Source organism: Burkholderia sp. AU4i (genome assembly GCF_000466765.1).
GTDB classification, from domain to species: domain Bacteria; phylum Pseudomonadota; class Gammaproteobacteria; order Burkholderiales; family Burkholderiaceae; genus Burkholderia; species Burkholderia cepacia.
The window spans coordinates 24,215-45,192 of the sequence record NZ_ASSI01000039.1 but is presented as its reverse complement, the minus strand read 5'-3'; the positions used below and the strand labels follow the sequence as shown (position 1 = coordinate 45,192).

Genomic DNA, 20,978 nt, shown 5'->3' with positions numbered 1-20,978 from the left:
GCGGTGGACGAATGGCGAGGATGCACGATGTACCTCCTTCCTTTTGGTCGGGACGAAGTGGTGATGAGCGACGTCAACGCAAACATTTCGCGAGCTGAATTGGCGCAACTGCGCAGCAACATGCTGCGCTTCGCGAGACTCCAATTGCGCGACGACGCCGCTGCGGAAGACGCCGTTCAGGATGCCATGCTCGCCGCGATGAGCAAAATGGCGGACTTTCGCGGGAACGCGCAACTGAGCACTTGGGTGTTCGCGATCCTCAAGAACAAGATCATCGACATCATGCGCTCACGGAAGCGCTTCACCTCATCGCAAGAGGTCGATGAACTTCCCGCCGACAGTTTCGATGCGCTGTTCGATGAACGGGATCGTTGGCAAGTCGACGAACGGCCCGCCTTCTGGGGCGATCCCGAGGCGACGCTCGAACAGCAGCAGTTCTGGACGGTCTTCCAGACCTGCCTCGACCGGCTGCCGCCCTCGACCGCCCGAGTGTTTATGATGCGGGAATTTCTGGAACTGGAACCTGAAGACGTGGCCGCGGAACTGGCGATCACCAAATCCAATTGCGGTGTGATTCTCCACCGGGCGCGAATGGCACTGCGGGTATGCCTTCAGACCAAATGGTTCAACGAGCGAGGCAATCGAAAATGCTGACATGCAAGGAAACAACCGAACTGCTGTCAAAGGAGGCCGACGAGGGCCTCAATCTTCGGGAATCACTCGACATGCGATTGCATATCCTGATGTGCAGCGCGTGCCGCAACTATCGCAGCAACGTTCAGTTTTTGCGGCGTGCCTGCCGCTCAGCGGCGACGCCTGACCAATCGCCGGACGCAGCGTCGAAAGACGCGCGTTGAAGGTATCAGTCACCAATCTGAGTGAACGCGGCAAGCGTCGTGCGCCGCTTCCGGGAGTACCAGCATGAACTCGCGAATTCTTTCTCTTCGCCGCCTGGACGATGTTTCATGGAACCGCGTCCACACTGCCATCACTATCGCGCTTGGCGTCGGTTGGTTGCTCGACGCGTTCGAAGTGACGATCGTCAACAACGTCATCTCTGTATTCAAGACACTGTGGCATTTGAGCAATACCCAGGCGTCCTGGATTCTTAGCATCTGGTTCGTCGGGATCATGGTCGGCGCATACGGCTTTGGTTACTTGGCCGACCGATACGGCCGCAAACGACTCTTCCTGCTGACACTTCTGCTGTACGGCACGTTCACGTTTCTCACCGCCTTCGCATGGGATTACGCGTCGATGATGGTGCTTCGCTTCGTCACTGCAATTGGTGTCGGCGCAGAATACGCAGCCATCAACGCTGCCATCAGCGAGTTCATTCCGGCGAGACACCGGGGCAAGACAAACGCAACCGTGATGAACTTTTGGTCCATCGGTGCGATTCTTGCGGCGCTCGTGACGCTACTGCTCATCAATCAGCTTCCGACCGACATCGGTTGGCGTGCGGCATTCGGCTTTGGCGCCGTCGTTGCGGTCGCGGCCGCCTTCGCACGTCGCTACATTCCTGAGTCACCGCGATGGCTACTCGCCCACGGTGACACACGTGCTGCGTCCGCCATCATCGACGATATCGAGCGTGGTCGGTTTTCCGACACGCGCCTGACCGGCAAGCAAGACTTTACGCCCGAGCCTACTATAAGGCGGAACTTCTGGTCCCAGTCGCGCGAGTTGATACGGATGCATCCGGGACGTCTTGCGCTCGGCTGCGCACTCGATTTTTCCGAGGCAGCCGGCTATTACGGCCTGTTCGCTTTCCTCGCCCTGTTTATCCTGCCTGCAGTCCATGTGGATTCCGCGTTTGTCCCCTGGTTCTATCTGATCGGCAATGTCGGCGCACTTGCCGGTGGCCTCATCGTTGCCACCCTGCTTGACAGCGCCGGACGCAAAATCACCGTGCCCGTTTCATATGCGCTTGCTGCTGTCGGCGTGCTACTGATGGCTGCGGCAATGACCACGCACGATTGGCGCTGGGTTCTGGCGGCATTCACGCTCGCCAACCTATTCGCGACCGGAAGCTGGGTCTCCGCCTACCCAACCTTTTCCGAAATCTTCCCGACGCAGCTTCGCTCGACGGGTATTGGCATATCGGTAGCGGTCGGACGCATCGGCGCGTTCACCGCGCCATTGCTGCTCACCTATATCGCCGATACGTCGGGCATGATTCCTGCACTGCTCGTGCTCGCTTCGTTCTGGCTCATCGGCGCCGTTGCGATGGTGCCGTGGTATTTCCGTGGCGTCGAAGGCAAGGGAAAGGCACTGGAGGCAATGGTGAACGCACTAGCCGTGCCAAGTGTCGACCCAGTCGCAAAATAAATGTAAAAGGTGGCGCTCTCCACCGACTAATGGCTGGGAACAGTTCCCAAGCAACTCGACAAGTCACAGGAGAGCAAGATGAAGAAGTCGTCGATGGTCGCCCTTTCGATCGCTGCGCTGACGGCAGCCACCGTTGCATTTCCGGCAGCGGCGGCAACCACCGAAGCCAACGCGACGATGGCGCAATGCGGATCAAAGTGTGCACCGAAATGCGCTGCCCAGTGCGGCGCAAAATGTGGGGCAAAGTGCGGGGCCAAGCAACATGCCAAACACGGCGCGAAACGACACGTCAAGCATGTTGCCGCGTCCGCGTCCAAGTGCGGCGCCAAATGCGCACCCAAGTGCGGGGCAAAGTGCGGCGCGAAATGCGCGGCCAAGTGTGGCGCCCAATAAGGGTTAGCGACATTAATCGGGGCGGCGTCACATCCGGCCGCCCCGTTATCCGATGACACCGTCATCCCAGACATATCACTCCCGCAATCGAGGCGATTTCCGTGAACGTCAAGCGGACATGCTCGGCACACAATCGTCAACAGGCGGCTACGGCGCTCATTCGCTGTTATGACACGCTTGCGAAACGCAACGAGAACCTGCTGCAGCACGTGACCGGCGAGCAGGCATTCGAATGCTGGCGCAAGTACCCGTCTGCTGACGTGATTTCTGCAAGCGGTTTCCAGTATTTCTATCACGCACACAGCCCAGAAGATCGGCCCGGCGTGATCGAGAACGGGCATTTTCATACCTTCGCGCGCCTGGATCGGCGCGCTCGCAACATAGAGGACTTGCCCATTCCGGGCAATGCAACGGTCAACGCGAACACGCAAGATCCCGACTCCGTGCATCTGGTCGCGATTTCCGTCAATGCGTTGGGCTTGCCGACTGAGATCTTCACCGTGAACCAATGGGTCACGGGCGACCGATGGTGCAGCAGCGCCAGCGTCGCCGCGCTTTCGGCAGCGTTCCGCGTTGACGGCGCAGGCCCGCCACTCCTCTCTGCGTGGTTGACGTCCGTCTTCTCGCTGTACGAGGAATCGATACAAGAATTGATTCGGGACCGGGACGCAGCAATCCGGCATGCGATCGATACGCACGCCGCCGACTATCGGATTATCGACGACCGCTCGCTCGAAGTGCTGTCGTCGAAGACGCTCTCGTTTTCCGACGACGTCGACGCCGCGTTGCGCGACATATCGCGTTGAATGACGGAAGCGCGCCACCGAGCCGCACGTAACAGGAGAGAATCGACATGAACGCCAATAACATCACCGTCGGCATTATCGGCGGCAGCGGGCTCTATCAGATGGACGGACTGACAGACGTCGAAGAAATCGACGTGACAACGCCATTCGGCTCGCCATCCGACCGCATTGTGACAGGCTGGCTCGGCAGCGTACGCGTCGCATTCGTCGCACGGCATGGCCGCCACCATACCCTGTTGCCGTCCGAAGTCCCTTATCGGGCCAACATTTATGCGCTCAAGCAGCTCGGCGTGCGCTATCTGCTCTCCGTCTCGGCGGTCGGATCTTTACAGGAGGCGATGCGTCCTCGCGACATCGTCCTTCCCGACCAGTTCATTGATCGCACATGCCGTCGCGATTCCACATTTTTCGGGGATGGCGTCATTGCACACGTCGCCTTCGCCACACCCGTATGTCCCGCGCTGAGCGGCGTGCTTGCAGAGGCGATCAGGCGCGCGGCACCGGACGTGTCCGTCCACGTCGGCGGCACTTATGTCTGCATTGAAGGTCCGGCTTTTTCCACGCTCGCGGAATCGATGCTGTATCGGCAATGGAGCGCTTCGGTCGTCGGGATGACGAACGTGCCGGAAGCGAAACTCGCGCGCGAGGCGGAGATCGCTTACGCGACGCTCGCGCTGGTCACCGATTACGATTGCTGGCATCCGTCGCATGAGAGTGTCACCGTGGAAATGGCCATTGCGAACCTGCAGCACAACGCGAGCAACGCGAAGCGAATCCTTGCCCATGCGATTACGTTGATCGCGGACGAGCCTCCGTCATCAGCTGCCCACGACGCGCTGCGCACGGCCCTGGTGACGCCGCCCGCGGCAATCGGCACGGCGGCTCGTGAGCGCCTGGCCGCAATCATCGGCAAATACATTGGCGATTGAGGCACGCGATGAAATCGGCGGATACGAAACGCGAGCAAATAGCGACGACGGCACACAGCCATCCGGACAGCTCGCGGAACGTCACGCTGTCGATCATTATCCCGGTGCTGAACGAAGCGGCGACGATCGGCGTCGGCCTGCGCCGACTGGCCCTGCTCCGCTATCGCGGCACGCAGATCATCGTAGTCGACGGCGGAAGTGATGACGACACGGTAGCGTTGGCAGCCCCATTTTGCGACGCCGTCGTTCACGCTCCGCGGGGGCGTGCTGCACAGATGAATGCCGGAGCGCGCCGCGCGGGCGGAGACATCCTGCTGTTCCTGCATGCAGACACCACATTACCCGCGTTCGCCGACACCGTGATTCGCGATGCGCTGCTGGATGCTCCATCCCGTACCTGGGGCCGCTTCGACGTGCGGATCGACGGAACCGGACCGCTGCTCGGTCTGGTTGCGCACATGATGTCGATTCGCTCACGCCTGACCGGCATCGCGACGGGAGACCAGGCCATCTTCTGTACGCGCGAATCCTTCGCCCAGGAAGGCGGGTTCCCGACGCTCCCGATCATGGAAGACATCTCGTTCAGCAAGCGGCTGCGTCGCCGCTCGCGACCCATTTGCCTCCGTGCCCGCGTGACGACATCGGGTCGACGCTGGGAGGCGAACGGCGTGATCCGGACCATTTTGTTGATGTGGTGGCTGCGTCTCGCGTACGCACTCGGTGTGCCTGCCGAAACGCTTGCGAGATGGTACCGCTACGACCCCGGCCAGTCGCCCTCGAAGCGCTGCCGCGATTTTCAAGAGCAGTGAGATTTCTCATGTCAACTTCGTGTCACATCGCCGTCTTCTCCAAAACTCCGATCCCAGGTGCGGTCAAAACCCGCCTGATCCCGGCACTCGGTGCCGACGGCGCCGCCACGCTTCATCATCGCTTGCTGCGATATACGCTTGGCGTCGTATGCCGTGCCGGCTACCCGCGTTCATTGTGGATTGCCGGCGAGCTCGCCCATCCAGCCCTGCTCGACGCAAGCGACGATTTCGGCATTGGCTTGCGCTCGCAACAAGGTGCTGATCTCGGCGCCCGCATGAAGTGCGCAATGCAGCGGCTGCTACCGCATGCCGACGCGGTGTTGATTGTCGGCACAGATTGCCCAGTGCTCAAGGCTGAGCATTTTGACCAAATCTTCACAGCACTGGTTAACGGTTGCGAGGTTGCTGCGATACCTGCAGAGGATGGTGGATATGTGCTGATCGGCGCGGCAAGGGGCGCGCTCGCAAGACGCGAGATCGTGCTCGATGCACTGTTCGACGACATGCCGTGGAGCACCGATCAGGTCATGACACGCACGCGCGAGCGACTACGGCAAATCGGTGCGTCGTGGCACGAGCTGCCGCCGCTTTGGGACATTGATCGCCCCGAGGATCTTGTCCGTCTGACGACCATGCCCCGGCCCAATGTGCCGATACTATGACGCGGCACCTTGTGCTTCTGGGAGGCGGACACGCGAATCTCCATGTCCTGGAATCGTTAGCCGACTCACCACTGCCCGATGTCCGAGTGACCCTTGTGTCACCTTACCGCCTGCAGATCTACTCCGGCATGCTGGCGGGCTGGATAGCCGGCCATTACCCTCTCGCGGCGTGTGCCATCGCACTCGATCGACTTGCTGCTGCCGCGCACGCGGAATTCCTGTGCATACGTGCGTGCGAGATTGAAACCGCGAGTCGATGTATACGGCTCGCGGACAACTGGACAATCGACTACGACCTGCTCTCCATTGACATCGGCTCGGACGTCTCGATCGACCGGCTTCAATATGCGTCCGACCGCGTGGCACCGGTGCGCCCCCTACAGCGCTTCGCCGAGCGATATCGGCAGTACACGGTCAACGGAAAAAATGAGCCAATTGCCATCGTCGGAGGTGGCATGGCTGGCATCGAGATCGCGTGTGCGCTGCGCGTTGCCTCGGGCTACAGAGCCGATGTCACGCTGCTCGCAGGTCGAGACGGTATCGTACCGACTCAGAATTCGACGCTCAAAACGCGGCTGAAAAACGCCTTGAAAGCGCGGGGCGTGATGATTGTTGATGAAGATGCATGCGGGGTCGACGACATGCGGGTTGAGACGTCGAGCGGTCAACATCTCGCGGCGGCGCTCGTGGTGTTGGCGACCGGCCCCCAGGCGCCCAGTTTATTACGTGGTAGCGGCCTGCCACTCGATGAGGCGGGTTATCTGACAGTCGACGCATCACTCCGTTCGACTGGCAGTACGGCCGTGTTCGCAGCGGGCGACTGCGCACGTTTCCCCGATGATGGCGTCGTGCGCTCGGGCGTCTATGCGGTTCGCCAGGGGGCGATACTCGCCCACAATTTGCGGGCAGTGTTGATGGGCGGATCTTTGCAGGATTTTCACCCCCAACGACGCGCCCTTTACTTGATCGCAACTGGTTCACGCCATGCGGTCGCAACCTGGGGGCCCTGGTCGTGGGAAGGTGAATGGGTCTGGTGGTGGAAACGGCACATCGATCGCCGATTCGTGTGCCGCTTCCGACGGTATTAGCGCGACGTGCGGCGCCTGGCGCTTCAACGTGAATCCGGGAAGCCCGGCCAGGTCAGGTAGGCCACCCGTCCGCGATGCGCAGGAACGTCTGCGGCTCCGGACGGATCCGATAGTTGTCCGTGAGATCAACGAATACGATCGTGCCAGTGGCGTCAGTCATGATCACTGTCGGAAACACCGTGTCCGAATCGTAACCGAGCGCCTGCAAACCAGCAGGCAGGCCGTCCTTCGCCAGAATTCCCAGCGCCTGCGCGGCGCGATTGTCCCGATCCACATAAAAGTGGAACGGGACCGCGAACTTCTGCGCCAGTTCGCGAGTGTGGCCATGCGGCTGCGGGCTGATGAGGATGACTCGTACGCCTCGTCGGTCAAGCTCGCGATATTGGGCCGCTATCTCGCGGATCTGGGCCATGCAAAGTGGGCACCAGTTGCCGCGAAAAAACAACAGCACTGCTGGCTTGCTGAACGAAGGTCCGAGCATCACGGTCGCACCATCGACATCCTCGACCACAAACGGCGGCAATGGTCGCCCCACTTCCAAAAGCGTATTGTCCGTGCGGCCAAGCCGTGAATACCAGAAGACATACAGCATGCATCCGGCAAGAACGAAACCCGCGTAAAACAACGGAAGCCAATTGCTGACCTGAGCTAACGCACCCCATACCGCAATCGAAGCGCCGAACGTGGTGGAAACGAGCAACGGCCACAAATGCCTTGACGTTCGAGCCGTACCACGAGCAAACAGCCCGAAAAAGAACAGCAGGTTGGACATCGACGCGATGACAACGCCGAGCCACTCTATCGCAATCCCGTGCAGATAGAGCGCAATACTCCCATGTAGCAGCGAGGCCGCCAGCATCACCAGGAACGCGTCGATGAATAACGATTTCAACTTGGTCATGACCGCTAGCTCGAGTTCGATATCAATTCTTGGGGGATTTGCGTGACGGAACTACTTTGTGTCATCCCAATGCACCCTTCCTTCCTTGAGTGCCTCGCACGCCTTACGGATCGCCGCCATCTGCTCACAAAAAACAAGGCAACCCGCGCACGTCGCAATATGCTGGGCGACATAACTTTCCTCTTCGGTCGACAGCGTACGATCCAGGCGTTCGACGATCAGTCGATGGATCTCACGACAGGTCAACATCTCGCCTGACATGATTTGCTCGTCCTTAGCTGCGCCGGCGATCAGTGTTCAACCTCGCCTCATCCACGTCTGATAGCGCCCCAGTAGGCGCAAAACAGACTGCGGCGCATGTTTCATCTTCCAACGGCCGGCTGCGTACTTCGCGGCCTCCGAATGCGTCGGATATACGTGTATCGTCCGCAGGATGCCGTTCAGACCGATGCCATGACGCATCGCCAGAACGAACTCGGCTAGCAGTGCAGATGCATGCTCGCCGACAATGGTTACCCCTAGAATCCGATCCTTGCCCGGTGGCGTCAGCACCTTGACGAAGCCGTCCGTGCCGTCATCCGCGATCGCCCGATCGAGGTCATCCAGGTGGAACGTCGTCACTTCGCACGGTATTCCTTGGCGCGCCGCATCCGACTCGTTGAGTCCAACGCGCGCGACTTCGGGAGAGGTAAATGTCACCCAGGGCGTCACACGATAGTCCACTTTGAATCGATGCCAACGCCCGAACATCGCATTGACCGACGCGTACCACGCCTGATGGGCGGCCATATGCGTAAACTGGTACGGCCCCACCACGTCGCCGCACGCGTAGATGTTCGGAAAAAGCGTTTGCAACCGGTCGTCGACCTCGATCGCCCCAGCGGGCGTTACGGCGATTCCCAGCCGCTCCAGACCATACCCTTTTGTGTTGGCCAGGCGCCCGACGGCGCAGAGAATCGTATCGCACGTGAAAGCGCGCTCGCCTTCTGCCGTGCGAACCACAACAACCTTCCCCTGGCCGCGTCGCTCGCAACGCACGACGTCGGCCCCGAGGACCACATCAACGCCCTCAGCACGGAAACGTTCCAGGACGAGGTTCGACGCATCGGAATCTTCCCGTGGAAGCAACCGCGGACTTTTTTCTATCTGAATCACGTGCGCACCGAGCCGTGCGAAGCCTTGGGTGAGCTCGCAACCGATTGGGCCCCCGCCGAGGATCACAAGGCGCGCCGGCAGCGTGTCGAGAGACCAGACGGTATCGGAAGTCAGGTATCCGACCTCCTCGAGTCCCGGAATATCTGGTACAGCAGGCCGAGACCCTGCGGCAATCACAATGCTGCGCGTCGTCAGAGTGCGTACCGATCCGTCGCCACCGGTCACTTCGACGGCGTGAGGCGACGTAATCATTGCTTGCCCCGACACGCAATCAACACCCAGTGACGTGTAACGTTCGACCGAATCATGCGGCGCCACGTCCGCCTGTACTCGAGCGACGCGCTTCATGACCGAACCGAAATCCACGCGGACCTCGTCAACCCCGCAGACACCGAATTCAGCTGCTCTGCGTAATTCAGCCGCCACGCCGGCAGACCGCAAGAAGGCCTTCGAAGGAACGCAGCCAGTGTTCAGGCAATCGCCGCCCATCGCATGTCGCTCGACGAGCGCCACTTTGGCCTTGACGACCGATGCGACATACGAAGTAACCAGGCCGGCCGATCCCGCTCCGATGACCACGACGTTATAGTCGAACCGTTTCGGGGTCGGCCAACGCGCCATCAGACGCCGGGCGCGGACCTCACGCATGAGGCTCTTAGTTCCGTACGGTAATGCTGCGAGCGCAACCAGACCGGCTAGCAGCCCCGGTGACAGAATTCCGCGCAACGACGTCAGTTCCGACAATCGAGTGCCGACGCTGACGTAGACGATCGTCGCCGGAAGCATGCCGACCTGGCTCGCCAGGTAGAACGTCCGCAGTCGAATCGCGGTGACGCCCATTATCAAATTGACGAGCCAGAAAGGCACTGCCGGAACAAGACGCAGCGACAGCACATACATCCAGCCCTCTCGCCGAACGCCATCGTCGATTGGCCCCAACCGGTTGGCGAAACGCGTCACGACGGCGTCACGCAGCACGTACCGTGACGCGGCGAAAGCGAGCGTGGCCCCCATCGTTGACGCAAAGGAAACGAGCGTGACGCCCCAGACGACACCAAACAGCGCGCCGGCAGCCAGCGTCAGCACCGTCGCTCCCGGGATCGACAATGCGGTGACGATCACGTAGCCGGCGAGGAAAACCAGCGAGGTCGCGACAGGATGCATGTCGCGAACGTGTACAAATGCGGCTTGCTGAGTCTTCGCATAATCGAGCGACAGGTAATGCAGCCCGCCGAAGCCGAAAAACGCGACGATCAACGCTCCGACGAGCACGATCAACGCGATGCGACCGGGCCCAAACCGCACGGCGCCGGAACGCGCGTCTTCGCCGACTGACCGAGGAGGTGCTGCGTCCATCTCAGAGGCCCGTTCGTTTGCGCGTCAGCCAGTGATCCAGAGACAGCATGCCCGGCCCCCATACAAGCAGCACCAACAATGAAATGCCCCAATACAGGTGACTTTGGATGGCTGCAGGACAGTCAAAATGGAACAGATCGGGATAGGATATGACGGCGACTGCATTGACGAAGAACAATCCAAAGGCAGCCGGACGCGACAGGAATCCGACAAACAGCAGAACCGGGAACGTGAGCTCGCCGAAGGCCCCCATCACGGCCGCAATATCAGGAGGTAAAAGTGGCGTGTGGTAGACGTCATGGAACATCGACAACGTGCTGCCCCAATCGCTGATCTTGACGAGTCCCGATTTGAAGAATTGCCAGCCCACGAACCATCGCAATCCGAGGTTCACGAGTGCCCCGCCGTAACGTCGCAGTTCCGCGTCGAAGCGCTCGGCTGTCAGGCTGGCTTTAACCACTGCATTCATCACACATCTCCCATCTTTATCGTTGGTCATTTGAATACTGCGGCAACGACGATCTTCTGCTCGATCCAGCTCCGCCACGTCGCTCCGAAATCGAAATTGCCGTCAACTGTCAGTGCGATATCAAGTGCTGCCCCGAGCGATTCGCCAAGACGCAGCGCCTCCAGCATCTCGAATGCCGCCGGCGTCACAGCCTGGACCTTCGGAATCCAGTACGGGCGCGAAACCACGATCCATTGTGGCGCCTCAATGTCATGTACAACTGACTCGCTTCCGGATTCCTGATACGCAATCCACATGTCGGCTGCGGAGGTCGACGTACGCAGCAGCGCAACGGCAGGATTCAGCGAGATGGCAGCCGCCTCGAGCACGTGGGGCGCGTGCCGTGCCCACCGCTCGACTGACCACGGAAATACATCCGCAGCAAAATAAGCCTGATGGACAGCCCATTCGAGTCGCGCGATGTCTGCCAGATAACGATACGGCGCGCTTGGTGGCCACGATGTCAGCAGGTCTGCCATTCGATGTCCGAACTGGTTGAGATCGCCCGAACTGGACGGAGCGGCCAACCCATATTCGCGGGACAACGCGACGAAAAAGTCCTCACCGACGAGCGCGTGCACCACCGGATAGGCCGACGCCAGAACGCTGTGCCACGTTCCGGTCAGATTCCCGCGATAGAGCGCAAGGCGGTTCTGGTTATGCGTGTCCTCGCCGACCAACGTGTCAAGCACGCGTTGCCCGGCAGCCGGATGCAACAATGCTTCGACGAACTCGCGCTGCACTTCTTTAAGCGACTTGTCCATCGTGCCTCCTCAACGACTGTGCCTCGACCAACTGGCGCGCCATCGCGGCTTCCTCCAGCAACACCTCGATCGTCGGAACATTGGTATCCCATTCGATGAGCGTCGAAACCACTCCGAAGCGATCGATGGCATGCCGGTAAAGCGCCCAGACGTCGGGCGATACCTGGCTCCCGTGGTGGTCGACCACGGAATCCGCGGTGACGAGATGTCCGGCCAGATGGATTTCCTGCACCGTGTCCGCCGGGACGCGGTCGATTGCGGCCAAGGCATCTTCCCCGTGATTGCACTGGTTCACGTAGAGATTGTTGACGTCAAGCAGAATCCCACAACCGGTCCGCCTGACGACCGCCGTGAGAAATTCCATCTCGTTCATTTCGTTCTGCCGGAAACGCAGATGACTCGAGATGTTTTCAAGGAGGATGGTCCGCTTCAGCACAGCCTGCATCTGATCGACATGACGAGTCACCACGTCGAGCGCCTCGGCGGTAAAAGGCAACGGGAGCAAATCGTTCACATGTCGCGTCGGCACGGCCGACCAGCACAGGTGTTCCGAAACGAGCGCCGGTTGGAACCGGTCCACTAGCGCAGTAATCCGTTCGAGATGGCCGGTGTCGAGCGATATCGCGGAACCAAGGCCAAGCCCGACCCCATGAAAGCTCAGCGGATAATCCCGCCGAACCTGCTCGAGCACATGGAGATCGAAACCACCGTTGCCCAGATAGTTTTCTGTATGGACTTCCAGCCAGTCCACCGGTTGCTTTTCGTCGAGAAAATCGCGGTAGTGTGCATGGCGGAGACCAATGCCCACACCGAGATCGCGACTCGGGCGTGCCGCACAGGCCGCGCGGATACGCGTCGACTCGGGCACTGATCGTCCGGTTGCCATGATTGCGTCAGGCCTCCTTGCCGCCCAGCTTGTCGCACGAGGTCTTCGGCATCATCTTGAAGTCGAGCGGATCGAAATCCTTCTTCGACTGGCCGGCGCACGCGTGGGCGCCCGTCTTGCTCGCGCAGTCGTTCTGGCCGGCTTTCGCAACACCGTAGCACTTGATTTTGGCTTCGTCGGCTTGCGCGGTGGCGGAAAGACCTGCGCCGAGGGCACCCGCGAGCGCGGCGGCGATGAGGATACGTCGCTTGTTGTCCATGCTGCAATTCTCCTGGTAGGCCCGATTAGGGCGACTGGTAAAAAAGGATGACCCTGCGATTTCATGTCAGGTCACTCGTTAGACGACTCCAGTCGCGAGCGTTTACAGCAAATCCTGGCGACTTCGCCAAGCAGGTTTTTCCGGTAGCCGGTATGCTGTTTCGTTCCGCCGGCGGTACGCATCGTGCCAACCGTCTGCCATCGCCACGTGACGCCCCCCGGGCGTCATCGCGCGCGAACTGACACCAACGAAGCGGGAGCCTTCCATGTCTGAACACTCTTCACGCCGCCGCATACTCGTCTTCGATGTCAATGAAACATTGCTGGACATCGAGGTGCTTCATCCGTTCTTTGCCCGCGTATTCGGCGACGCGGGCGTGATGCGTCAATGGTTTGCGGAGCTGATCCTCTATTCCCAGGCGATGTCGCTCAGTGGGGAGTACACCGGGTTCGGGGCCTTGGCGGTGGCCGTGTTGCGAATGGTTGCGGACATCAGGAACGTCGTCCTCACGCCTGCTGATGTCGACGAATTCGTGACCACGATGGGAGGGCTACCGCCCCATCGGGAAGTACCGGGGGCCCTGACACAATTGGCGGACGCGGGTTTCAGGATGGTGACGTTGACCAATTCAACGAGTCCGGCTGGTCAGTCCGCGCTCGACAACGCTGGCCTGTCGCACTGTTTCGAGAGAATGTTTTCGGTGGATCAAGTCAGACGATTCAAGCCGAGTCGTGAAGTCTATGCACACGTCGCGAGCGAGCTTGCCGTCGAGCCGGACCGGCTTCGCCTGATCGCCGCGCATACGTGGGACACGCTCGGCGCGATCGCCGCGGGTTATGCAGCGGCCCTCGTCACGCGACCGGGAAATGCCCCGCTTCCGGTCGGCGTGCAACCCGACATCGTCGCTCCGGATCTCGCTGCGGTAGCCGACAAAATCATCGTCACCGACACCGCATGAGGCGACGACCGAGTAACGCATCCTGACTATGCCGCCCGCCGGCCATGCGGAGCGCACGAAGTTTTGGTACACTCAGCCTAAAATGGAACATGAGGAATTTATGGCAAGACCGATGGAATTCGACCGTGGCGATGCCGTGGCGCGAGCTGTCGACGCGTTCTGGGAATGTGGTTACGGGGCGCTCTCCGCGAATGAGCTTGCGGAAAGGATGAAAATTGGCAAGTCGTCCTTTTACAACACGTTCGGATCGAAAGCCGAGCTTCTTCAGGAGGCCGTTGCCAGCTACACGAAGCTGAAAACGGCAGCGCTTCAACACGCTGTGCGCGGACGGAACGTTATGGACGTGCTGCGCGCATTGCTTCGGGACGTTGCAAAGCGAAATGACGACGGGAGAGGTTGCCTGCTGGTGAATACCGCCGTCGAACTCAGTCGGCACGATGTGGACATTGCCAGCACGACACGGGCCGGCTTCGAGGCGATGGCAAAGGCATTCGAGGCGCTCATCGTTGCGGGGCAGCAGGCCGGGGAAATCCGCACGGACCTCGACGCCAAGAATCAGGCACGAATTTTGATTACGAGTATTGCCGGCCTGCGAGTCATGGTCCAGAGCGGCTTTTCCGCAATGGAAATGCGACCTTTCATCGATACGATTCTCGCCAGCATGAGCATCTAATTTTTTTGCCCGTTTTGGTCAGTTAGTCCAAAATGGATTTCAACCGGAAGATCCGTACGTGTTGCGATCTTCTTTCACAGAGGCACAGCCATGAGCCAGACCGCACGACTTTCCCTTGCTCCGATCAGCCTTGATACTGCACAAGGGCGCTCCAAGGAAGTACTCGATACCGCACTCAAGCAAGTGGGTTTCATTCCCAACATGTACTCCGGGATGGCGAATTATCCCGCCATGCTCGACACCTACCTGCACGGCTACAACCTGTTTCGGAAGGAATCGTCGCTGACGCCCGCCGAGCAGGAAACTGTGTTGCTCACCATCTCCCGTGTCAACGAATGCACCTACTGCATGGCGGCTCACAGCATGATCGCGATAGCCGTATCCAAGACGCCCGCCGAGGTCGTGCAGGCGATCCGTTCGGACAGCCAGATCGATGATCCGAAACTGGGAGCACTGGCCGACTTCACTCGACTGATGGTGATTTCGCGCGGCCGTCCATCTCCGGAGCAGTTGCACGCATTCATCGAGGCTGGCTATACGGAACGCACCGTCCTCGAGATCATTCTTGCGATCGCTGTCAAAACACTCAGCAACTACTCGAACCACGTGTTCCATACGGAAGTTGACCAGAAGTTCAATGATTTCGCCTGGACGCCTGCCGCCTAACATCGCGTCGCCAGCCTGCGGCCCGCCTCGTCGGGCCGTGCAGACTGCAAGCGCCGCCGGTTTCGATTCTCGGACGTCTGTATTCCGCGATGCCGCCCCCACCCGACTGCTCCTTTGAGACATCCATGATTTCCTTCGTGAGCCCGTCGGCCTTGTCGGAGGTTGTGAAGATCTCCGCTTTGATGTGTTCGGTGGCCCAGACGTTCGCAAAGAGATTCGGGTGCACACCAAATCCGCTGACGCTTGTCACGGTCACGCCGTGGATGTGAAGCGCGCATAAGCGTCGCTCAAGTACCTGCAACATGTCGGGACGCACCACCGGGATAACGCATTTCAATTCCATTGGACCCTCCTGTCCCTGGACTGAAGCGGCCGCCGCTCATCCCTTGGGCGCGAATTTCGCGTCGACGGCCGCCTGCATTTTTCCCACTTCCGAAATCCCGGCGTGGTGGTTTCGATAGAGGTAATAACCGGGATGTGTTTTGAACGCGCGGTCCACTTGTTGCGGTCCGCTGAGCGAGATTTCCAATGGAAAGGCGCGTTCAGCTGGTAACAAGTTCGCTTCACTGGCCGAGTGAGTCGTAAGGGTATTCAGAGCGACCAAGAGGCCAATTGCAGCGTGCAACGCAAGATGGAGCAGGTCCGCAATTCGACCCATGCGTGCCATCGCCAGGATTCATGTGGTCAGTATCGTTGTCCTCCTTCGCCCTGACGGCGCAGGCCGCCCCGAAGGGCGAGCCTGCGCACGATTCAGCAAACCGTCAGGACTGCTTCACCAGCTTCACGATGGTAAGCGTTCCGTTGACGCTTTCGACACGGACCTTGACCTTGTCGCCCTCGTGAACCTGCTTGACCATCGCGGCATCCTTGGCCTTGAACGCCATCGTCATCGGCGGCATGCCGACGTTCTCGAGTGCACCGTGCTTCAGCGTCACCATGCCGCTGGCGGCATCGACCTTTTTCACCTCCGCGTCGGCAAGTGCCGCATTCGACGGCGTCGATGCCGAGGTTTTCGTCGACATGCCGGCCATGTCATCGCCGGCGAACGCCGGAGCGGCAAATGCGCCGATAGCACCGGCAGCGACGATGGTAACAAACAGCTTCTTCATTGAGTTTCTCCCGATTGGGTGGACGGCACTTGCATGCCGGATGGAACTGATTGGAATGACCGCGTCTGATTCAGTTTTCGCACGCGGCGGCGCTGCAACAGGAACCAGGCTGAGGGGATGACGAACATGGAAAGCAGCGGCGCCGTAACCATGCCACCCACCATCGGGGCGGCAATACGCTGCATGACTTCGGAGCCGGCACCGTGTCCGACCATGATGGGGATAAGGCCCGCAAGAACGACGGCAACCGTCATCGCCTTGGGCCGCACGCGCAGCACGGCACCTTCGCGAATCGCATCGAAGAGCAACGCCTCAGTGAGTGGCTCGCCCGCTTCCAGCCGACGGTTCAACGCGCCCTTCAGGTAGAGCAGCATCACGACGCCGAATTCGGCCGCCACGCCAGCGAGCGCGATGAAGCCGACCGATGTTGCGACGGAGACCGAGTGGCCCAGTACCCAGATGAGCCAAAAACCGCCGACGAGTGCGAACGGCACGGTCGACATCAGCAACAGTGCGTCCGCCGTGGAATTGAACGTCAGAAACAACAGCACGAAGATGACAACGAGCGTGACCGGGATGACGGTGCGTAGCTTCGCCGCTGCCCGCTTTAGGTACTCGAACTGTCCCGACCAGGCGATCGAATAGCCCGGTGGCAGCCTGACCTGTTGCACAACGGCCTTCTGCATCGCCTGGACAGCCGATTGAAGGTCCGTATTGCGGATATCAATGTAGACATACCCTGAAAGTCGGGCGTTCTCACTGCGAATCATCGGCGGGCCGTCGGCAATCGTGATGTGTGCAACGTCGCCGAGCCGGATCTGTGCGCCGCGCTCCGTGACGACCGGCAACTGCCGCAACAGGTCGAGCGAATCGCGTATTTCACGCGGATAGCGGATGTTGATCGGGAAGCGCTCGCGGCCGGCGATCACCTCGCCGACGTTCTCGCCGCCGATCGCCAACGACACGACCGACTGCACGTCCGCGACCGACAGCCCATAGCGCGCCGCGGCCAGGCGGTCGATGTCGACGTCGATGTAGCGGCCGCCATTCAGCCGTTCTGCGAGCGCGGAGGTCACGCCGGGCACGCGCTTCACCGCTGCTTCGACCTGCGTCGCGATGCGGTCGATCTGCGTCAGGTCGGGCCCGGAAATCTTGACGCCAATCGGCGTCTTGATGCCGGTGGACAGCATGTCGAGCCGGTTGCGGATTGGCGGCACCCACACGTTCGACAGGCCCGGCACCTTGACGGTCCGGTCCAGCTCGTCAACCAGCTTATCCGGCGTCATGCCCGGCCGCCACTGGCTGCGCGGCTTGAAGTGAATCGTCGTTTCGAACATCTCGAGCGGCGCCGGGTCCGTGGCCGTATCAGCGCGCCCGGACTTGCCGAATACCGTCGCCACCTCGGGCACCGTCTTGATGAGCCGGTCGGTCTGCTGCAGCAACTCGGAGGCCTTCTGCGCCGAAATACCTGGCAGTGCGGTCGGCATGTACAGCAAATCGCCCTCGTCGAGCGGCGGCATGAACTCGCCTCCAAGGCGGGAAACCGGAACGATGGTCAGCACCAATGCCACGGCTGCGAGGCCGATCGCGAACCACGGGCGCTTCAGCGTCGCCTCGAGCAGCGGCCGGTACAGCCTGATCAGCACGCGGTTGATGGGGTTCGCGTTCTCGTGCGGGATACGTCCACGGATCAGATATCCCATCAGCACTGGCACGAGCGTCACCGACAGTCCGGCGGCGGCGGCAATCGTGTAGGTTTTCGTGAACGCGAGCGGCGAGAACAGCTTGCCTTCCTGGCCTTCCAGCGAGAACACCGGAATGAACGACAGCGTGATGATGAGCAGCGAGAAGAACAGCGCAGGGCCGACTTCCGCTGCCGAGGTTGCGATCAATTCCCAACGGTGCGCGGCCGACATCGGAACGCCTGGATACTCATGGTCATACGCCTCCAGGTGCTTGTGCGCGTTCTCGATCATGACAATGGCCGCGTCGATCATCGCGCCGATGGCAATCGCGATGCCGCCGAGCGACATCAGGTTCGCATTCACGCCCTGATAGCGCATGACGATGAACGCAGCCAGGACGCCGAGCGGAAGTGACAGGATCGCAACGAACGCGCTTCGCAGATGAAACAGGAACGTCGCGCAGACGAGCCCGACGATGATGAATTCCTCGACAAGCTTGTCCTTCAGATTGTCCACCGCGCGTTCGATGAGCTGCGAGCGGTCGTAAGTCGTGACGACCTCGACACCGGGCGGCAGCGAGCGCTTCAGGTCGCCGAGCTTGGCCTTGACGGCATCGATGGTCGTCAACGCGTTCTTGCCCGAGCGCATGACGATGACGCCACCCGCGACTTCCCCTTCACCGTTGAGTTCGGCGATGCCGCGACGCATCTCCGGACCGATTTGGATACGCGCCACGTCGCCCAGCAGCACCGGCGTGCCGGCGTCGTTCGTACGCAGCACGGTATTGCGGAAGTCATCGAGCGAGCGCAGGTAGCCGGACGAGCGCACCATGTACTCCGACTCGGCGAGTTCGACGACCGAGCCGCCGGACTCCTGGTTGGCCTTGCCCAGCGAATCGGCCACCATCGCCTGCGTGATGCCGTAGGCGCGCAGCTTGTCCGGGTCGAGCACCACCTGATACTGACGCACCATCCCGCCGATGCTGGCGACTTCGGACACATCCGGCACCGACTTCAGCTCGAATTTGAGGAACCAGTCGTTGAGCGCGCGCAGTTGCCCGAGGTCGTGTTGCCCGCTTCGGTCGACGAGCGCGTACTCGTACACCCAGCCGACGCCGGTCGCATCGGGACCGAGCGAAACGGTCGCGCCCTGCGGCAGACGGCTTTGCACCTGATTCAGGTACTCCAGCACGCGCGAGCGCGCCCAGTACTGGTCCGTCTTGTCATCGAACAGCACGTACACGAACGCGTCGCCGAACGACGAGTATGCGCGAATGGTCTTCGCGCCGGGCACGCCGAGCAGCGTCGTCGCGAGCGGATACGTGACCTGGTCCTCGATGACCTGGGGCGCCTTGCCCGGATACGACGCCTTGATGATGACCTGCGTATCCGACAGGTCCGGCAGCGCATCGAGCGGCGTTTCCTTGAGCGAGTAGACGCCCCATGCCGTGACGAGCACGGTCGCGAGCAGCACGAGGAAGCGATTGTGAATCGACCAGCGAATGAGGCGCGCAATCATTTTGCGTCTCCGGCAGGTTCAATCTTCGTCAGCTGATAGCCGGCGTCCGTTTGCTTGAAGACAAAGTGCACGGTTTGCCCGGCCTTGACGTCCGGGAAAGCGTTTGGTGCGGGCTTGTTGAACGCCATCGTCATCGCGCCCCAGCCGAGCGCGGGAACGGGCTGGTGAGAGAACGTGATGTCCGCGGCGGTGACCTTTTCGACCTTGCCAGTCGTTTCATAGGTCTGTGTGGCTGCGGCGGAGGCCGGATTGGTAGCGCTGGCGGCGGCACCGCTCTGCAGGCGAGGGAGAACCGATTTCAGGCTGGCTTCGGAATCGATGAGGAACTGGCCTGACGCGACGACGGTATCACCTTCGTTCAATCCGTTGAGGACCTCGGTCTCGTTGCCGACGTCATTGCCGATGGTGACAGACGCCGGTTGAAGGCGACCGTCGCTGTTCTTCACGATGACGACCGAGCGCTTGCCGGTCGTGATGACCGCTTCGGACGGCACGAGCAAACGCGACGCGGCTTTCTGGCCACCGACGTGCACGCGCATCAACATGCCCGGGGTTAGCCTGAGCGCGCTGTTGTCGATTTCCAGGCGCGCTTGCAGCGTGCGGCTGCTGGTGCTGATGCCGGGAAGGATTTCCCGGATGTGCCCGGCGAAGTGCTGGGCCGGGTCTCCGGCAAACGTCGCGTCGACCGTCATGCCGGGCTGCACGCTCGTCGCGAGCGCTTCGGGAATTTCGACGATGAGCCACAGCTTCGACAAGCCGGAGATTTTCGCGAGCGTCTGTCCCGGTGCCACCATCGCACCGTCCCGAACGTTGAGTTCACTGACGACGCCCGTCTCCGGCGACGTCAGAACGACGTGTGTTTGCGCTTTGCCAGTCCGATCGAGATCGGCGATGACGCCGTCGGGAATCGACAGCGCACGCATGCGCACACGTGACGCCTCGAGCAGACCACCGTCCATGGCACCGTGCCTGAGTGCGAGGTATTCCTCTTGCGGCGCGAGCCAGTCCGGCACGAACAGCGACGCAATCGGCGCGCCTTTAGCGATGCGCTGCATGGGTGCGCTGGCGTACAGGCGGTCGATGTAGCCTGTCACGCGCGACTGAACAACATCCGAGCGCGACTCATCGAATTGCGTGGTGCCAACGGCATCGAATCCGCCAGTCGTATCCTGCCTGCGAACGGTCGTATAGCGGATGCCGAGGTTCTGCTGCAGACCCGGGTCGATCTTGATGCCGTACGAGCCACCGCCTTCATCCGCATAGACGGGTTCGAGCTGCATGTCCATGAAAGGCGATTTGCCCGGCTTGTCGAAATGCTGGTTCGGCACCATCGGGTCATGCCAATACAGCACCTTTCTGCCGGTCTTCGGATCGAGCTTTTCGCCAGCAGCAGCGACAGCGGTGGGCGCCGCCGCTGCGCCGATCGAGGCGTGGCGTGTACCGATGACGTAGCCTGCCCCGAGCAGGGCCGCGCCGGCGAACACGGTCAGCACGGCGCGCACCAGTGGTTTGTTGGTCATGT

General features: G+C 60.8%; 24 protein-coding genes. 12 read left to right on the top strand and 12 right to left on the bottom strand.

Annotation, left to right across the window (positions count from 1 at the left end):
• Positions 1 to 27: 27 nt before the first annotated feature.
• From L810_RS07895 to L810_RS07860, 9 genes are all read left to right on the top strand, one after another.
• A complete protein-coding gene (locus L810_RS07895; RefSeq protein WP_021157837.1) occupies positions 28 to 654 on the top strand; it encodes a sigma-70 family RNA polymerase sigma factor in 627 nt (208 codons plus the stop codon).
• The gene (locus tag L810_RS07890; protein WP_021157836.1) at positions 648 to 857 is read left to right on the top strand and encodes a zf-HC2 domain-containing protein; all 210 of its coding nucleotides are present in this window, start codon (positions 648 to 650) and stop codon (positions 855 to 857) included. Before L810_RS07895 ends, L810_RS07890 begins: the two co-directional genes overlap by 7 nt.
• 64 nt (positions 858 to 921) lie before the next feature.
• Positions 922 to 2,331 (top strand): MFS transporter, encoded by a 1,410-nt coding sequence (locus L810_RS07885; protein ID WP_021157835.1) that lies wholly within the window; start codon positions 922 to 924, stop codon positions 2,329 to 2,331.
• A gap of 78 nt (positions 2,332 to 2,409) precedes the next feature.
• Complete coding sequence (locus L810_RS44845) at positions 2,410 to 2,724, top strand: hypothetical protein (protein WP_080484097.1); 315 nt, start codon at positions 2,410 to 2,412, stop codon at positions 2,722 to 2,724.
• 101 nt (positions 2,725 to 2,825) lie between these two features.
• On the top strand, positions 2,826 to 3,530 hold the full coding sequence (locus L810_RS43890) for a DUF6969 family protein (RefSeq protein ID WP_021157834.1): 705 nt from the start codon (positions 2,826 to 2,828) through the stop codon (positions 3,528 to 3,530).
• A 47-nt stretch (positions 3,531 to 3,577) separates the two neighbouring features.
• A complete protein-coding gene (locus L810_RS07875) occupies positions 3,578 to 4,459 on the top strand; it encodes an S-methyl-5'-thioadenosine phosphorylase (RefSeq protein ID WP_021157833.1) in 882 nt (293 codons plus the stop codon).
• A gap of 8 nt (positions 4,460 to 4,467) precedes the next feature.
• Complete coding sequence (locus L810_RS07870; RefSeq protein WP_021157832.1) at positions 4,468 to 5,268, top strand: TIGR04283 family arsenosugar biosynthesis glycosyltransferase; 801 nt, start codon at positions 4,468 to 4,470, stop codon at positions 5,266 to 5,268.
• A gap of 8 nt (positions 5,269 to 5,276) precedes the next feature.
• Positions 5,277 to 5,930, top strand: coding sequence for a TIGR04282 family arsenosugar biosynthesis glycosyltransferase (locus tag L810_RS07865; RefSeq protein WP_042973724.1), 654 nt, complete (start codon positions 5,277 to 5,279; stop codon positions 5,928 to 5,930).
• The gene (locus L810_RS07860; protein ID WP_042973723.1) at positions 5,927 to 7,018 is read left to right on the top strand and encodes an FAD-dependent oxidoreductase; all 1,092 of its coding nucleotides are present in this window, start codon (positions 5,927 to 5,929) and stop codon (positions 7,016 to 7,018) included. Before L810_RS07865 ends, L810_RS07860 begins: the two co-directional genes overlap by 4 nt.
• 52 nt (positions 7,019 to 7,070) lie before the next feature.
• On the opposite strand, the gene L810_RS07855 is transcribed toward L810_RS07860, so the two are convergent.
• Genes L810_RS07855 through L810_RS07825 form a run of 7 tightly spaced genes read right to left on the bottom strand, consistent with a single transcriptional unit; the run spans position 7,071 to position 12,847 of the window.
• Positions 7,071 to 7,919 carry a peroxiredoxin-like family protein gene (locus tag L810_RS07855; protein ID WP_021157830.1) on the bottom strand — a complete coding sequence of 283 codons (849 nt, stop codon included), beginning with the start codon at positions 7,917 to 7,919 and terminating at the stop codon, positions 7,071 to 7,073.
• 51 nt (positions 7,920 to 7,970) lie between these two features.
• Positions 7,971 to 8,180, bottom strand: coding sequence for a zf-HC2 domain-containing protein (locus L810_RS07850; protein WP_021157829.1), 210 nt, complete (start codon positions 8,178 to 8,180; stop codon positions 7,971 to 7,973).
• A gap of 36 nt (positions 8,181 to 8,216) precedes the next feature.
• Positions 8,217 to 10,430, bottom strand: a complete 2,214-nt coding sequence (locus L810_RS07845) for an FAD-dependent oxidoreductase (protein ID WP_021157828.1) — start codon at positions 10,428 to 10,430, stop codon at positions 8,217 to 8,219.
• 1 nt (position 10,431) lies between these two features.
• Entirely contained in the window at positions 10,432 to 10,929 is a 498-nt protein-coding gene (locus L810_RS07840; protein ID WP_257008809.1) for a DoxX family protein, read from the bottom strand.
• Positions 10,926 to 11,702, bottom strand: a complete 777-nt coding sequence (locus L810_RS07835; protein ID WP_021157826.1) for an HvfC/BufC N-terminal domain-containing protein — start codon at positions 11,700 to 11,702, stop codon at positions 10,926 to 10,928. Before L810_RS07835 ends, L810_RS07840 begins: the two co-directional genes overlap by 4 nt.
• A complete protein-coding gene (bufB, locus tag L810_RS07830; protein ID WP_042973722.1) occupies positions 11,686 to 12,588 on the bottom strand; it encodes an MNIO family bufferin maturase in 903 nt (300 codons plus the stop codon). Before bufB ends, L810_RS07835 begins: the two co-directional genes overlap by 17 nt.
• 7 nt (positions 12,589 to 12,595) lie before the next feature.
• Positions 12,596 to 12,847 (bottom strand): BufA1 family periplasmic bufferin-type metallophore, encoded by a 252-nt coding sequence (locus tag L810_RS07825; RefSeq protein ID WP_021157824.1) that lies wholly within the window; start codon positions 12,845 to 12,847, stop codon positions 12,596 to 12,598.
• Between the two features lie 265 nt (positions 12,848 to 13,112).
• Here L810_RS07825 and L810_RS07820 point away from each other — a divergent pair, with 265 nt between their 5' ends.
• From L810_RS07820 to L810_RS07810, 3 genes are all read left to right on the top strand, one after another.
• Positions 13,113 to 13,805 carry a haloacid dehalogenase type II gene (locus L810_RS07820; RefSeq protein ID WP_042973719.1) on the top strand — a complete coding sequence of 231 codons (693 nt, stop codon included), beginning with the start codon at positions 13,113 to 13,115 and terminating at the stop codon, positions 13,803 to 13,805.
• Between the two features lie 112 nt (positions 13,806 to 13,917).
• Positions 13,918 to 14,478: a TetR/AcrR family transcriptional regulator gene (locus L810_RS07815; RefSeq protein WP_232542463.1), complete on the top strand. Its 561-nt coding sequence runs from the start codon at positions 13,918 to 13,920 to the stop codon at positions 14,476 to 14,478.
• 90 nt (positions 14,479 to 14,568) lie between these two features.
• Positions 14,569 to 15,144, top strand: a complete 576-nt coding sequence (locus L810_RS07810) for a carboxymuconolactone decarboxylase family protein (protein WP_042973718.1) — start codon at positions 14,569 to 14,571, stop codon at positions 15,142 to 15,144.
• Here the strand turns inward: L810_RS07810 and L810_RS44840 are convergent.
• The 5 genes from L810_RS44840 to L810_RS07790 form a co-directional block, all read right to left on the bottom strand.
• Positions 15,113 to 15,487: a P-II family nitrogen regulator gene (locus L810_RS44840; RefSeq protein WP_179945665.1), complete on the bottom strand. Its 375-nt coding sequence runs from the start codon at positions 15,485 to 15,487 to the stop codon at positions 15,113 to 15,115. The two genes, L810_RS07810 and L810_RS44840, sit on opposite strands and share 32 nt — an antisense overlap.
• Positions 15,488 to 15,523: 36 nt before the next feature.
• The gene (locus tag L810_RS46940) at positions 15,524 to 15,802 is read right to left on the bottom strand and encodes a protein-disulfide reductase DsbD family protein (protein WP_162175282.1); all 279 of its coding nucleotides are present in this window, start codon (positions 15,800 to 15,802) and stop codon (positions 15,524 to 15,526) included.
• 103 nt (positions 15,803 to 15,905) lie between these two features.
• On the bottom strand, positions 15,906 to 16,253 hold the full coding sequence (locus L810_RS07800) for a copper-binding protein (RefSeq protein ID WP_021157819.1): 348 nt from the start codon (positions 16,251 to 16,253) through the stop codon (positions 15,906 to 15,908).
• Entirely contained in the window at positions 16,250 to 19,456 is a 3,207-nt protein-coding gene (locus L810_RS07795; RefSeq protein WP_021157818.1) for an efflux RND transporter permease subunit, read from the bottom strand. Before L810_RS07795 ends, L810_RS07800 begins: the two co-directional genes overlap by 4 nt.
• The gene (locus L810_RS07790; protein WP_021157817.1) at positions 19,453 to 20,976 is read right to left on the bottom strand and encodes an efflux RND transporter periplasmic adaptor subunit; all 1,524 of its coding nucleotides are present in this window, start codon (positions 20,974 to 20,976) and stop codon (positions 19,453 to 19,455) included. The genes L810_RS07795 and L810_RS07790 overlap by 4 nt, the downstream gene beginning before the upstream one ends.
• Positions 20,977 to 20,978 lie beyond the last annotated feature (2 nt).

Excerpts from the sequence above, each read along its gene's own strand:
- L810_RS07895 (WP_021157837.1), top strand. The coding sequence starts at position 28 with ATGTACCTCCTTCCTTTTGGTCGGGACGAAGTGGTGATGAGCGACGTC.
- L810_RS07890 (WP_021157836.1), top strand. The coding sequence starts at position 648 with ATGCTGACATGCAAGGAAACAACCGAACTGCTGTCAAAGGAGGCCGAC.
- L810_RS07885 (WP_021157835.1), top strand. The coding sequence starts at position 922 with ATGAACTCGCGAATTCTTTCTCTTCGCCGCCTGGACGATGTTTCATGG.
- L810_RS44845 (WP_080484097.1), top strand. The coding sequence starts at position 2,410 with ATGAAGAAGTCGTCGATGGTCGCCCTTTCGATCGCTGCGCTGACGGCA.
- L810_RS07875 (WP_021157833.1), top strand. The coding sequence starts at position 3,578 with ATGAACGCCAATAACATCACCGTCGGCATTATCGGCGGCAGCGGGCTC.
- L810_RS07870 (WP_021157832.1), top strand. The coding sequence starts at position 4,468 with ATGAAATCGGCGGATACGAAACGCGAGCAAATAGCGACGACGGCACAC.
- L810_RS07865 (WP_042973724.1), top strand. The coding sequence starts at position 5,277 with ATGTCAACTTCGTGTCACATCGCCGTCTTCTCCAAAACTCCGATCCCA.
- L810_RS07860 (WP_042973723.1), top strand. The coding sequence starts at position 5,927 with ATGACGCGGCACCTTGTGCTTCTGGGAGGCGGACACGCGAATCTCCAT.
- L810_RS07855 (WP_021157830.1), bottom strand. The coding sequence starts at position 7,919 with ATGACCAAGTTGAAATCGTTATTCATCGACGCGTTCCTGGTGATGCTG.
- L810_RS07850 (WP_021157829.1), bottom strand. The coding sequence starts at position 8,180 with ATGTCAGGCGAGATGTTGACCTGTCGTGAGATCCATCGACTGATCGTC.
- L810_RS07845 (WP_021157828.1), bottom strand. The coding sequence starts at position 10,430 with ATGGACGCAGCACCTCCTCGGTCAGTCGGCGAAGACGCGCGTTCCGGC.
- L810_RS07840 (WP_257008809.1), bottom strand. The coding sequence starts at position 10,929 with ATGACCAACGATAAAGATGGGAGATGTGTGATGAATGCAGTGGTTAAA.
- L810_RS07835 (WP_021157826.1), bottom strand. The coding sequence starts at position 11,702 with ATGGACAAGTCGCTTAAAGAAGTGCAGCGCGAGTTCGTCGAAGCATTG.
- bufB (WP_042973722.1), bottom strand. The coding sequence starts at position 12,588 with ATGGCAACCGGACGATCAGTGCCCGAGTCGACGCGTATCCGCGCGGCC.
- L810_RS07825 (WP_021157824.1), bottom strand. The coding sequence starts at position 12,847 with ATGGACAACAAGCGACGTATCCTCATCGCCGCCGCGCTCGCGGGTGCC.
- L810_RS07820 (WP_042973719.1), top strand. The coding sequence starts at position 13,113 with ATGTCTGAACACTCTTCACGCCGCCGCATACTCGTCTTCGATGTCAAT.
- L810_RS07815 (WP_232542463.1), top strand. The coding sequence starts at position 13,918 with ATGGAATTCGACCGTGGCGATGCCGTGGCGCGAGCTGTCGACGCGTTC.
- L810_RS07810 (WP_042973718.1), top strand. The coding sequence starts at position 14,569 with ATGAGCCAGACCGCACGACTTTCCCTTGCTCCGATCAGCCTTGATACT.
- L810_RS44840 (WP_179945665.1), bottom strand. The coding sequence starts at position 15,487 with ATGGAATTGAAATGCGTTATCCCGGTGGTGCGTCCCGACATGTTGCAG.
- L810_RS46940 (WP_162175282.1), bottom strand. The coding sequence starts at position 15,802 with ATGGGTCGAATTGCGGACCTGCTCCATCTTGCGTTGCACGCTGCAATT.
- L810_RS07800 (WP_021157819.1), bottom strand. The coding sequence starts at position 16,253 with ATGAAGAAGCTGTTTGTTACCATCGTCGCTGCCGGTGCTATCGGCGCA.
- L810_RS07795 (WP_021157818.1), bottom strand. The coding sequence starts at position 19,456 with ATGATTGCGCGCCTCATTCGCTGGTCGATTCACAATCGCTTCCTCGTG.
- L810_RS07790 (WP_021157817.1), bottom strand. The coding sequence starts at position 20,976 with ATGACCAACAAACCACTGGTGCGCGCCGTGCTGACCGTGTTCGCCGGC.